At 42.7% G+C, this 12890-nt stretch carries 13 protein-coding genes; all 13 read left to right on the top strand.

Going from position 1 to position 12890, the window contains the following annotated elements:
• Nucleotides 1-1224, top strand: a complete 1224-nt coding sequence (locus ACED53_RS06120; protein WP_017101378.1) for a type II secretion system F family protein — start codon at nt 1-3, stop codon at nt 1222-1224.
• A 3-nt stretch (nt 1225-1227) separates the two neighbouring features.
• Complete coding sequence (locus ACED53_RS06115; RefSeq protein WP_017101377.1) at nt 1228-1683, top strand: hypothetical protein; 456 nt, start codon at nt 1228-1230, stop codon at nt 1681-1683.
• Nucleotides 1684-1762: 79 nt separating this feature from the next.
• Nucleotides 1763-2338, top strand: a complete 576-nt coding sequence (locus ACED53_RS06110; protein WP_009847857.1) for a prepilin-type N-terminal cleavage/methylation domain-containing protein — start codon at nt 1763-1765, stop codon at nt 2336-2338.
• A 34-nt stretch (nt 2339-2372) separates the two neighbouring features.
• Complete coding sequence (locus ACED53_RS06105) at nt 2373-2861, top strand: type II secretion system protein (protein ID WP_017101376.1); 489 nt, start codon at nt 2373-2375, stop codon at nt 2859-2861.
• Between the two features lie 137 nt (nt 2862-2998).
• Nucleotides 2999-3550 (top strand): prepilin-type N-terminal cleavage/methylation domain-containing protein, encoded by a 552-nt coding sequence (locus ACED53_RS06100; protein ID WP_017100582.1) that lies wholly within the window; start codon nt 2999-3001, stop codon nt 3548-3550.
• Nucleotides 3541-4092, top strand: a complete 552-nt coding sequence (locus ACED53_RS06095) for a prepilin-type N-terminal cleavage/methylation domain-containing protein (protein WP_017100581.1) — start codon at nt 3541-3543, stop codon at nt 4090-4092. Before ACED53_RS06100 ends, ACED53_RS06095 begins: the two co-directional genes overlap by 10 nt.
• Nucleotides 4092-4814: a PilW family protein gene (locus ACED53_RS06090; protein ID WP_017100580.1), complete on the top strand. Its 723-nt coding sequence runs from the start codon at nt 4092-4094 to the stop codon at nt 4812-4814. Before ACED53_RS06095 ends, ACED53_RS06090 begins: the two co-directional genes overlap by 1 nt.
• Nucleotides 4804-5241, top strand: a complete 438-nt coding sequence (locus ACED53_RS06085; protein ID WP_017098893.1) for a hypothetical protein — start codon at nt 4804-4806, stop codon at nt 5239-5241. Before ACED53_RS06090 ends, ACED53_RS06085 begins: the two co-directional genes overlap by 11 nt.
• Nucleotides 5242-9597 carry a DUF6701 domain-containing protein gene (locus tag ACED53_RS06080; protein ID WP_241816664.1) on the top strand — a complete coding sequence of 1452 codons (4356 nt, stop codon included), beginning with the start codon at nt 5242-5244 and terminating at the stop codon, nt 9595-9597.
• A gap of 148 nt (nt 9598-9745) precedes the next feature.
• Nucleotides 9746-10789 carry a rod shape-determining protein gene (locus tag ACED53_RS06075; RefSeq protein WP_009847850.1) on the top strand — a complete coding sequence of 348 codons (1044 nt, stop codon included), beginning with the start codon at nt 9746-9748 and terminating at the stop codon, nt 10787-10789.
• Nucleotides 10790-10883: 94 nt separating this feature from the next.
• Nucleotides 10884-11771 (top strand): rod shape-determining protein MreC, encoded by an 888-nt coding sequence (mreC, locus tag ACED53_RS06070; RefSeq protein WP_012603147.1) that lies wholly within the window; start codon nt 10884-10886, stop codon nt 11769-11771.
• Nucleotides 11761-12249, top strand: a complete 489-nt coding sequence (gene mreD / locus ACED53_RS06065; protein ID WP_009847848.1) for a rod shape-determining protein MreD — start codon at nt 11761-11763, stop codon at nt 12247-12249. The genes mreC and mreD overlap by 11 nt, the downstream gene beginning before the upstream one ends.
• A gap of 7 nt (nt 12250-12256) precedes the next feature.
• The gene (locus tag ACED53_RS06060; protein WP_017098896.1) at nt 12257-12889 is read left to right on the top strand and encodes a nucleoside triphosphate pyrophosphatase; all 633 of its coding nucleotides are present in this window, start codon (nt 12257-12259) and stop codon (nt 12887-12889) included.
• Nucleotide 12890 lies beyond the last annotated feature (1 nt).

Below are 12890 nucleotides of genomic sequence, written 5' to 3'. Positions count from 1 at the left end.
ATGCCAACTTATCGTTATGTAGGTCGCAGTTCTGATGGCAGTCAAGTGACAGGCCAGTTGGATGCAAATAACGAAGATCTTGCTGCTGACAGTTTGATGAGTAAAGGGATCATTCCAACTTCGATTAAACTTGGAAAAAGTGGCGGTTCAATCCTGGATATGGATGTATCCAGTCTGTTCTCCCCGAATGTGCCTTTAGAGGTGTTGGTTCTGTTTTGCCGACAGTTGTATAGTTTAACTAAGGCGGGCGTTCCGCTATTAAGATCGATGAAAGGGTTAACTCAACATTGTGAAAATAAGCAACTGAAAGTAGCACTTGAAGAAGTGGTCGCTGAACTTACAAATGGTCGTGGATTAGCGGCATCGATGCAAATACACCCTAAGGTATTTAGTTCATTGTTTGTATCGATGATCAGTGTTGGTGAGAATACAGGTCGTTTAGATCAGGCATTGTTACAACTGGCTGGATACTACGAACAAGAGGTTGAAACTCGAAAGCGAATCAAAACGGCAATGCGTTACCCAACGTTCGTGATTACTTTTATTACAATCGCTATGTTTGTCTTGAATATATTCGTGATTCCTCAGTTTTCGAGTATGTTCGCGCGTTTTGGGGTCGACTTACCACTTCCAACTCGTATTTTAATGGGGATGTCTGAGTTCTTTGTTAATTACTGGGGGTTAATGCTTGGATTAATCTTTGGTCTTGTTTTTGCTTTTAAAGCATGGGTAAAGACAGATAAAGGGTGGGAAAAGTGGGATCGGCTGCGCTTAAAAATGCCAGTGATTGGTGGGGTGGTCAATCGAGCTCTATTGTCGCGCTTCTCACGTACTTTTGCTTTGATGCTAAAAGCAGGTGTACCGCTTAACCAATCGTTATCGCTATCGGCTGAAGCTTTGGACAATCGTTTTTTAGAACTTCGTGTTCAAGGTATGAAATCGGCAATAGAAGCGGGAAGTACCGTTTCTTCTACCGCGATTAACAGCGAAATTTTCACACCACTCGTGATACAAATGATTTCTGTGGGTGAAGAAACGGGTCGTATTGATGAATTGCTGCTCGAAGTCGCGGATTTTTACGACCGAGAGGTTGATTACGATCTAAAAACGTTAACCGCTAGAATTGAACCTATTCTGTTGACCATCGTTGCGGGAATGGTGCTGGTTTTAGCTCTGGGTATTTTCTTGCCAATGTGGGGAATGCTGGATGCAATCAAAGGTTAGGGGATGCTGAATAACCTACAGCGCTCACGTTTTGTTATTTGGGTTGCGGTTATTCTTTTTCTCGTTATGGGATTGCTTTCTGTATGGAAAACAGTAGAAGAAGAAGCAACGAACACGGCATTAATCGTTGCGAGCAAGCGAATTCTTGAGCAAGCGAATTTGTTCAAACAGCAGTATTTGTTATCTGGTGTGGAGCAAAAGAATGATGCGAAACCGCCAAAGACTTACAGCAGAACGGGGTGGGTTATGCCAATTCAAGACTCGGCTCGAAATTGCGGTTATTGGTTGGAGCAATTGTATCCAAAGGGGCGTATTTTAGGTCTAAGCTCTCCAAATATTGAAGACAAAAGTGATAACATACACTTTCATTGTCGTTATCATTATAGTGATAAGTATCAGATAGATATATTACTTAAAAAAGAAAGATTTAGTGTCAAAGTCAATATATTGGCCTTGTGAACGTATTGGCGCTGTTTTTATGGTTTTATGCATGGTCAAATGTATAATGCGCATTAGCAATTAGATGAGTAGGTAGAAAGTGCTTAAAAATCAAAAGGGTTTCTCCCTAGTCGAGTTAGTCATAGTGATTGTTGTTGTGGGTTTATTAGCTGTTGCAGCTTTACCCCGTTTCTTGGATGTGACAGACGAAGCCAAGAAAGCCAGTATTGAAGGTGTCGCGGGTGGTTTTGCGACAGGCGTACTTTCAGCAAGAGCGCAATGGGAAGCAGAAGCTCGTCCATCAGAAAGAATTGGTGTTGAAACATACAATACTGTAAATTACGATGGTGTTGATTTTTGGCTAACCAGATCAACAAGTAGCAATGGAAGCACTAATTTTAGAGACGGCTACCCATGGTCTATAAACACAAATTCAGCTTCAGCTCCGTCTAATGATGTGACTGATGCTTCGTGTGTCGATTTAATGGAAAATCTACTTCAGAATCCTCCTAAAGTTGGAACATTAACCAATGTGGCTAATGGTTCGAATTACAAATATTCAGCGCAAGCGGATAATAGCAATGACTACTGCACTTACATTCAATTGGAAGGCGGTACTCAGCATCAATTCGTTTACGAGATTAGAACTGGTCGTGTGACCGTAACACTGCAGTAAACCTGCGTTTAAATATACATAGAGAGAAAAGACTATGAAAAAACAAAGCGGTTTCACCCTAATAGAACTAGTGGTGGTAATTGTTATTCTAGGTATTCTTGCAGTTACTGCAGCACCTCGTTTTCTAAACTTACAAGGTGATGCTCGTGAAGCATCTTTACAAGGTTTAAGAGGTGCAATGGCCGGTGCGTCAGGTATTGTCTTTGGAAGGGCTGCTATTGAAGGTGTTGAAAATATAACAGCGGCTAATAATGCAGCTTTGGCTGATGGCACAACTCTGCATCTAGGATACCCTGCTGCGACATCTGCTGGTATCGTAGCTGTTGTTGATGGCCTTGACGTTACAACTACAGGTGATTGGGCTGTATTTGAAGATGCAGCAAATGATACTTTGTTTGCAACTTTCCAAACAGGTACAGCTTTAATTGCAGCTCCTACAACTTGTTTTGTTAGCTACCTTCTTAATGAAGCTGGTACAAACTCAGTACCACCGACAGTGACAGTTAATAACAACGGTTGTTAGTCGTTTATTCGCATTATCAAGGCCAGCATTGCTGGCCTTTTTTCTATCTGAAATTTAGGTAAGCGACAAAGACAACTTCCTTTCCCTGAGTTACACTTAATCTTCAAACTATCAAATATTTAGCGGATTGGATTTCGGTGAATCAATTCAATAGAACATACAGAAACATCGGATTTCAGCAACAAGGTTTTACTTTAGTCGAGTTAATCATTGTGATCTTGTTGATCGCGATTGTCTCTGCCTACGCTGCTAGCCGTCTTTCTGGAAGGGATAGTTTTTCTGCCTTTGCAGCTCAAGAGCAAGTAACTTCTGTTGTCCGCCAAGTTCAAGTGAATCGTATGCAGTCCAATGTGGACCTTGGGGCCGTCGTTGGAGAGAGCAATTTTATTCTCGCTATCGTTGGGAATTGTATCGGCTCGGAAGTGAGCTGTACCGCGCGAAGCCAAGCGCGGAGTGATTGGGTTATGCTCAACGGAGTTAACTTAACGGCTGCATCTGATACCACTCCAGCCATTCCTCTATCTCTAGTTAACTTTGATTTATTAGGCAACCCTACAACAGGTGAAACACCTGCCGGGGTAGAAGTGAACATCGCCGCTGGTGTGGTGATTACGATTACTTCAAATGTGAATACCTGCCGTGTGGAAATTAACGCGCAAGGTTATGTCGAAAATGGGGTGTGCTCATGAATAGTATTCATAAATCACCTGTAAAAGAACGTGGTTTTACATTAATTGAAAGTGTGATTGTGATTGTGGTTATGGGGCTCGCGATGATGACCATCATAAACTTTTTAGCGCCTCAGGTTAGTCGATCTGGTGATCCTCATTATCAGACTCGTTCAGCCGCGCTAGGGCAAAGCGTGATGTCGATGATTCTTGCTCGAGGGTTCGACGAGAATAGTGATTTTGATGGTGGGGAATTTAGATGCGGTGAGGGGGCGTCTGGTGTGAATTGCACTGCTGAGGCTAACTTTGGCCCAGAAGAGGCTGACATTGCTCTATACAATGATGTCGATGACTATGATGGGTGTTGGGAACCCGGTGCAACTAACGGGTGTCGAGACCTTAATCTATTACTGGATGAAAATGGCGCAACAACCTACAGAAACTACCGCCTAGATGTTGATGTGACGTACCAAATGGTCGATCAAATGAAAAGAATCAACCTAACGATCTCGGCCTCAAATTATCCTCCTATCGTGCTGGATGCCTATCGAGGGAATTACTAATGAGAAGGCAAGGTTTCACTCTTATTGAAATGATTATCACCATGATTGTTGGTAGCATTTTAGTTGTAGGCATTGCTGGGTTTGTTGAATTGGGTGCGCGTGGCTATGCGGACACCGTAGATAGGCAGCGTTTACAAACTCAAGCCAAGTTTGTCTTGGAAAAAATCACTCGTGAAGTGCGTCATGCTGTACCGAATATGTTCAATCAGAATGCTGTCGTCCCGGGAGCTCGCTGTGTTTCATTTTTCCCTATCGTTACCTCTGGGATTTATGCGGTGTCGGGCGATGATATTCAATTCGTTACGGCTGATAATACACTGACGACAGCTGCGCTAATCCCATTATCTTTAGTGATAAACCCTACAGAGGCGGCGCCGACCAATAATATTTTCCCCTTAGCTACTGTAACTGCAACCAATAATACTTTCTTGCTTGCTAATGAGTCTGTAAACCTTGTGGGTAATTCGGTTTCAAATCGACATTATATTTACAATCCTAATGGCCGCGTCACCTATTGCATTGTGAATGGCCGAGTATGGAGAAGTGAAGGTAATGGCGCGCTAATCCCAATTTCGGATACGGGAGTGACTGGGGATTTAGACTATCAACCCGCAAATGTTCAGCGTAATGGTATCGTCCATCTTGAGTTTGAATTTAGAAACCAAGTCGGGGATGAACTGACCAATTTCCAGCAAGACATACAGGTGATCAATGTTCCTTAAAAAAAGACAAGTCGGAAGCCTGTATATTGTCGTCATCTTTGTCTTGGTGGTGATGGGGTTTCTTGCTACAACCTTAAGCCGCATAGAGTGGTCCAATAATGACGCACATACAAAAGATGTGATTGGTACTCAAGCCCATCTTTTAGCTCATTCGGCAATAGAGCGAGCCTTAATGCAGATATATCCACCTAGAGCCAACACAACGGTTTCATTTGATGTGGCTGCAGAGTGTACAAACTTGAATGGAACAGCAATGAACTTCGCAACGACAATTACATGTGCAGATGTTCAAATAACGTGCTCACCAACAGGTGGTCAACTTGTCGATAGTTCTCAGTTATACACAGTAAGAGCGGTCGCAATGTGCGGAACGGGTGTGAATTTAATGCAACGTAGTCAAGATGTGTGGGTGAGGGGAGTAATATAAATGCGCCTACTTAGTAGAGTTAGCCTCGTATTTTTTATTCTTTTTAGTGTGTTGTTTCAAACTAATGCATTGGCTAATCAGTGTTTATCTAAAGGGGCATGGGTAGATGCTCGAAATGGTTTTTGTTTCACTTTTCAAATTGATTCTGATGGAAAAAATCGTGCTCGTTTGGAAGGAACTTACTATTTCCCAATTTGGACCGATGATACTGTTTATCAAGGTTATAGCTCTAATGTTTATGAAAGAGACTATGTATCAGAAAGAAAACAAAGAACTTTCCAAGTTAAATTTACACGAACTTCAAATTATAATGCTAGGCATATTAAAGGCATAATTACCTACTCTGTTGATGGAGTAGTAAAAGGTTCTCCTTTTGCGATCAATTTGTCTCAAAAAACAGGTGTTGATAAATTTTACCCATATTTGAGATTGAACTTAAAAGGAACACAATTTTACGATAGCGATAAATATTGTATTAGTAGTGGTAGCTGTGGAGCATTACCTCCTCCACCCGTAACAAAATTTGATGATGCTCGCTTTGAGTTCGGTCGTTTGGACTCAGCCAACTGTAAAGCTAGCGATTGCACGATCACCTTCAATAAAACCTATAGAACGACTCCATTGGTATTTCTTATGCCAACGATTGATCCTGTTAATCCTGATAGTGATGCGCCTGCAACACTTTCTATAAAAAACATCAGTTCAACGCAAGCGACATTCCACCAAGAAGTTGCTCCTCAACACTGGAATTACAATCTTGCTTCAAAACCAATGTCTTCGATTAGTTACCTTGTGGTTGAACCCGGCACTATAACATTCAGTGATGGACATAAGGCAATTGCAGGTTACCTCGATACCAAAGCGTATCAAGCGCATGGAAAAAAAAGCGATCCTAAGTGGGAGTCAGTCCCTTATTCAAGGTTTAGCTCACATCGAATAGGGGATGATGATCCCGTTGTATTTGCTCAGATTAATAGCTCGACGAACCGATGGTTAACTGCCGGCATTGATGACGTAAATCAAACGAGTGCCAAATTCTATTTAGAGCTGACTCGTGTGGATACAAATAACCCGCCTTCTCAGCCAGAAAAAATAGCGTTTTTAATTTCAGATGAACATGATGGCACGTCAAACGGAATTAATTATGAGTTTGGCCGCATTTCTCTTGATGATGACAGCGGATCCTCAAAACCTATCCTTAAATCTTGTAATGATATGCATGATCTTGAAAACGAATATCAGTCCCTACCTGGAATTGTCGCAAGTAAAGTCACCCGTAAAGGAGGTCAAGGTGGTTGGTTGAGACTTTGTAGCGTGAAGCATAACGGCAGTGACGATAATGACTATCAAGTAGGACTTGTTGTTGATGAAGATCTGTCTCTGAGTGGTTCAAAAGGATGGAGGTCTCATACTGACGAAAAGATCGGGTACTTTGCTTTTCAAGTCAATAAGCTCCCTAAGTTTACGAAAAACTACTGTTCGGCTTTTCCTTCTGCAGTTCAAGGTTGGAGAAACTCGTCAGGTAGCAGTATTGAGATGTGGAACCAATCTAAAATTACCAATGCGTTATTGGAGGCTGGCCAAAGAAAGGTCGGGTTTGGAAGTGCTCAATTTGGGAATGCAGTGAAATGTGATGGGATATCGTGTACTAACGATCCCACAAAGCAAATTGTACAATCTAAACTGGATGATTTCCTGATAACAAATTCAGGTAGTGATATCTGGAATACAACAAAAACGTTAACACCTTTATCTCAAAAGAGCTTATCAATTGGTCAGTCAACCGTGACACTGACTGCTGGCGACTACTATTTTAATTCTTTGAATATCAATACCCACTCTTCCTTGAATATTCAAGGGAAGGTGATTATTCATACTCGATACTTAAATTTATCGAATAATTCAAGGATTAATAATTCAGGTAATGCAGATAACCTTGTAATAGTTGGGTATGACCCTACTAAAGGTTCATCTGGACAAACGTGCCCTGCATATGGTTGTGAAATGGATTTATCCAGTCAATCACAAATCAAAGCATTGATTTACAGCGAGGGGGAGGTTCGGTTATCTAATGGATCACATGTGTACGGTGCGGTTACCGTTCGTGACCTTCATATGAGTGGAGCATCTCAGATTACCGGGGAAAGCCAATGTTTTTCTGAGCCAGAGTTGGTTATTACTCCAGGCTCTAGCTCTGGGTTAGCTTGTACCGGTATTCCTATAAACTTTAAGTTGGTCGATAAAATAACCAAGCAACCTGTCAATAATTACACTGGGACGCTTGATGTTACTATTCCAAATAACAGCTCGGGTGATGCGTGTTGGTTAAATTCTGATAACTCCTGCTCTACGTCATTGACTCATGATTTCGTCGCAGGGCAGATGGCTACTTACACCAAATCCCTGTCAAGTATTGGTCTATCTCCGGTTTCAATTTCTGCTTCGATTCGAGGGCAAAGTAACATAAGTGCAACAGGTGGACCTTATCAATTTGTACCTTATGGATTTAAAATTGAAGATAAACAAAGGGTTGATGGAGGTAAGGGGCAGGTTGCTTTCCGAACATTTGAGACCGAAGTTACCGCAGTGGCATCAGGAGCGGCTAACCCAAGGGCGTGTCAGAAAATATCGGATTATGATGGAGCTAAATCGCTTTATGCTTCCTATGAGCAGATAACTCAAGGCAATAGTGGTTGGAATAATGAGCTATTTCTCAATTCGTATAGCATCAAGGTCGGTAGTTCACCTTTAAATGGAACCAAAGTGAACAATATTGCCTTTAAAAATGGTGTTGCAAAACTGACTTCTCAATACTGGTCGGCTGGTCATATAAAACTTCATTTGGCAGATGCTGACTGGCAGCCCTCGAATCAATCTATACCCAATTGGAAAGGCTTACAGAGTTCTATTGATGTGTATGTTAGGCCATTTGCTTTGGTGAGTTGCCAAGATAACTCCGGTGTACCAAATGCCCCATTCCCTTCCGGTAGCTCAACAGGAGGAGCTTCATTTATCGCCGCAGGTAATACTGCTTACTTAGCGGTTAGTGCGATAGCTTGGGAGCCTAGTGCTGATCGTAATAATGACGGTCTCATTGACAGTTCATTTTCGGGGGATTTATGTAGGGCTCTTTCAGTATCTGGCTTTGATGATGAAGTTGTGTATGTCAATTATGCTCTTGAAAGCCCGAGTAATGGCCATAATGGCGTATTAAGCGTTGGTAATAAAAACAGTGGTGATGAATTGTCACCGCAACCTATCCCTGCTGATATGTGGTTGAATGGCTACGCGTATAAGAGCTTAGCTTGGTCTGAAGTAGGTAGCATTAAACTATGGGCAGACAAACCGGACTACCTGAATGGGATGACGGTGCCAGGTTATAAAACAACCGCTGGTCGTTTTTATCCTAAATATTTTCAAGTGGTGAACAATGCGGTGTGGGATTACCCGGGAAATCAATCATATGCATACATGAATCAGCCTTTTGACGGCGTTACATTTGATGTGGAAGCACTGAGTCTACAACTCACTGCGGTGAAGAACTATGGATATTTTAATCCAACAATTACCGCTAACTTTGCTTTGTATGAGGCTAACCCTGTTTTTGTCAGTCGTTTTCATTCTGGGACTCCGAGTAAGTCGTGGGCTTCCGCCTCGGATAAGAGTATTGGCACATTTACGCTACATGAGAATTCGGCTTCTACTAACTGTGCTAGCGAGTTGTGTTGGGCTAAAGCATCATCGGTTGATGGCTATGAGGATGGACCATTCAATACCGCGGTAAGTGCAACCTCGACGATTTCAATTGATGCTGTGGGGAACAACGTCGATCCTATTAGCTATCACTATAATGGTACTCCTCGATTACTAACGGTTCAGCCTACTATTCGCTTTGGTCGTGCGGTCATGGATAGTGTTGGTAGTGTCGCTGGAGGTGGTATGAATATTCCGCTTCGTATTGAGCATTGGGATGGAACAAGTTTTGTCACTCATGAAGGTGATAACTCGACTAATTTAGCCGGTATAAATACGGAAGGTGACAACCGAGATATTTGGGTTGAAACGGGAGCTACGGCCGCTGATGTAAATTTTTCAGGGGGTGGTGGTGTTGTGAATGGTATATCTAATTCAATACAGGTGGCTCAGTCAAATCCGATCCGACAGCAAACTCAACTTTGGTTAGAGCTGAATCGTGGTGGAAATGTTGCTCCTTGGCTTCGTTATCGTTGGCAAGATGCGAATCGAGTTGAAGTTGACGGTGAAGAAGATCCATCAACAGTAGTCACCTTTGGTATCCATCGCGGGAACGATCGTGTGATCTACCGAGGTGAAAGTGGCTTAATAGGTCAGCAATAATATGATTTTTTGGCTGTTAAGTTAGGAATCTGTAAGAAATTGTGGGTTTCAGTCCATGTTTATACTTCAATGCCTTGCCGTGACAGCAAGGCATTGGTACATTTAGTGCAATTTTTGTCTTCTAATTCTTGCAGGATGAGCGAAGAATATGTTTAAAAAGCTTCGTGGCATGTTTTCAAACGACCTATCGATTGATTTAGGTACTGCCAATACCCTTATATATGTAAAAGGCCAAGGCATTGTTCTTGATGAGCCTTCAGTTGTAGCTATCCGCCAAGATCGTGCGGGTTCTGCAAAGAGTGTCGCTGCGGTTGGTCACGCTGCTAAGCAAATGCTTGGCCGTACGCCTGGTAATATCTCAGCAATCCGTCCAATGAAAGACGGCGTAATTGCTGACTTTTACGTAACGGAAAAAATGCTTCAGCACTTCATTAAGCAAGTGCATGATAACAGTGTTCTTAAACCAAGCCCTCGCGTATTGGTTTGTGTTCCTTGTGGTTCAACGCAAGTTGAGCGCCGTGCAATCCGTGAATCAGCACTGGGTGCTGGTGCTCGTGAGGTTTACCTAATCGATGAGCCTATGGCTGCTGCGATTGGTGCAGGCCTACGTGTATCTGAGCCAACAGGTTCAATGGTGGTTGATATCGGTGGTGGTACGACTGAAGTTGCCGTTATCTCACTAAACGGCGTGGTTTACTCGTCTTCTGTACGTATCGGTGGTGACCGTTTTGATGAAGCTATCATCAACTACGTTCGTCGTAACTACGGCAGCTTGATCGGTGAAGCAACAGCCGAAAAGATCAAACACGAAATCGGTTCTGCTTACCCAGGCGATGAAGTCGATGAGATTGAAGTACGTGGTCGTAACCTTGCTGAAGGTGTTCCTCGTAGCTTTAGCCTGAACTCAAATGAAATCCTTGAAGCGCTTCAAGAACCTTTATCTGGCATCGTATCTGCAGTCATGGTTGCACTTGAACAGTGTCCACCAGAGCTTGCTTCTGATATCTCAGAAAACGGTATGGTACTGACAGGTGGTGGTGCACTGCTTAAAGACCTTGATCGCCTGCTAACTGAAGAAACGGGTATCCCTGTTGTTGTGGCGGAAGAGCCATTAACGTGTGTTGCTCTAGGCGGTGGTAAAGCTCTAGAGATGATCGACATGCACGGCGGTGATCTTTTCAGCGAAGAATAGTATCTAGTGTTAGGCTCTTTTCTTATCTAGTTTTATGTAAAGAGCCTAACACCTTGTCTATAGGATCAAATGTCGCTCTAGGACCAAATATAGAATGAAGCCAATTTTTGGTAGAGGTCCCTCTCTACAATTGCGCCTGTTTTTTGCTGTAACATTATCAGCCAGCCTTATGCTGGCTGATAGTCGTTTAGATGCATTCTCAAATGTCCGCTATCTATTAAACAGCATGGTTGCGCCAATTCAGTATGCCGCTAATTTGCCTCGCACCATGTTTGATGGCGTATACGACCGTTTTAGTACTCGTAAAGGGCTCATTGAATCCAACCATAATATTAAACGAGAAGTCTTGCGACTGAAGAGCGAGTTGATTCTGCTTGAGCAATATCAAGAAGAAAACAAGCGCCTTCGCAAGCTATTAGGCTCTCCGTTTATTCGTGATGAGAAGAAGGTCGTCACAGAGGTTATGGCGGTGGATACTTCACCATACCGACATCAAGTCGTGATCGACAAAGGTCAGATTGATGGAGTGTACGAAGGTCAGCCTGTGATCAATGAAAAAGGCATTGTTGGTCAAGTCACTTTTGTTGCTGCTCATAATAGTCGTGTTTTGCTACTGACTGATGCAAATAACGCAATTCCTGTTCAGGTTATTCGTAACGATATACGTGTTATTGCTTCTGGTAATGGCATGATTGATGAGATCCAGTTAGAGCACATTCCAACCAGTACAGATATCCAAGAAGAAGATCTGCTGGTGACATCTGGACTTGGTGGTGTATATCCAGAGGGTTACCCAGTCGCTTATGTGACTGCCGTTGATTATGATCCGAAGCGTGAGTTCGCCGTTATTAAAGCAGAACCTGTAGTTGAGTTTGATAAGCTCAGATACTTGTTGCTTGTGTGGCCTGATGAAAATAAACAGATGCAAGCAGAACAATCCAGTATCGAACAAGCATTGTTAGAAGGTGAAAATGGCCAATAGCGTTTTAAGAAGCAAAGTCGTAATTGGCTGCTCATTTTTGATAGCACTTATTCTACAAACGATCCCTTGGCCGGGTAGTTTAGACCTATTCAGGCCATCTTGGTTATTACTGGTTACCTGCTATTGGGTTTTAGCGTTACCTTACAGAGTTAACGTTGGTAGTGCTCTAGTACTGGGCTTATTGTGGGACCTTTTGATCGGTTCGACTCTCGGTATTAGAGGCATGATGATGGCAATAGTAATGTACATTATTGCAATGAACTTCCTCGTGATTCGAAATATGGCGCTATGGCAGCAAGCGATAATCATTGCAGCCTTAACAGTGTTGTTTGAAGTGCTGATATTCTTTGGTGAATATTTGATCCAAGATGTCGTTTTCAATCCGTTATCGCTATGGAGCGCATTGATAAACTGTATACTTTGGCCTTGGATGTTTTTATTAATGAGACGTGTACGTCGCCATTGGCATGTAAGGTAGAGTGACGATGGAAAAGAAACATTTAGTTTTGGCATCCGGCTCTCCACGCCGCAAAGAATTGTTATCTCAACTCGGTTATGAGTTTTCTGTCCTTGTAACTGATGTCGAAGAGTGTAAACACGCTCAAGAAACCGCCGAAGAGTACGTTAAGCGACTATCTTTAGATAAAGCCTTAGCTGCGTTGTCTTTATTGAAAGGTAACCCTTCTGAAAAACAGCATGTTGCTTCTGGTTCTGATACTGTAGTTGCTAGTTCTCTTGATTCTGAAACAGTGGTTCTGGGCTCTGACACAGTCGTCGTAAGCCAAGGGCAAGTGCTCGAGAAGCCAATAGACCTTGCTGACTCTAAGCGTATGCTTACTCAGTTAGCGAATGATCGTCACCAAGTGATGACGGCAGTTTCTGTTGTATCGGAAGAAAAACAAAAGACAGAAATCATTATTACCGACGTATGGTTTAAACCCCTCAGTGAAAAAGAAATAGAACAATACTGGCAAACAGGGGAGCCATGCGATAAAGCTGGTAGCTATGGGATCCAAGGTTTGGGCGGACGCTTTGTTACCCGAATCGAAGGTAGTTATTACGCCGTTGTCGGCTTACCTTTATTTGAAACGGACCAGCTACTGCAAGAATTCTTATAAT

The organism is Vibrio sp. 1F169 (assembly GCF_041439605.1).
Taxonomy (GTDB): Bacteria; Pseudomonadota; Gammaproteobacteria; order Enterobacterales; family Vibrionaceae; genus Vibrio; species Vibrio tasmaniensis_A.
Note: the sequence above shows the minus strand (reverse complement) of the source record. Positions and strands in the feature narration are given on the sequence as shown.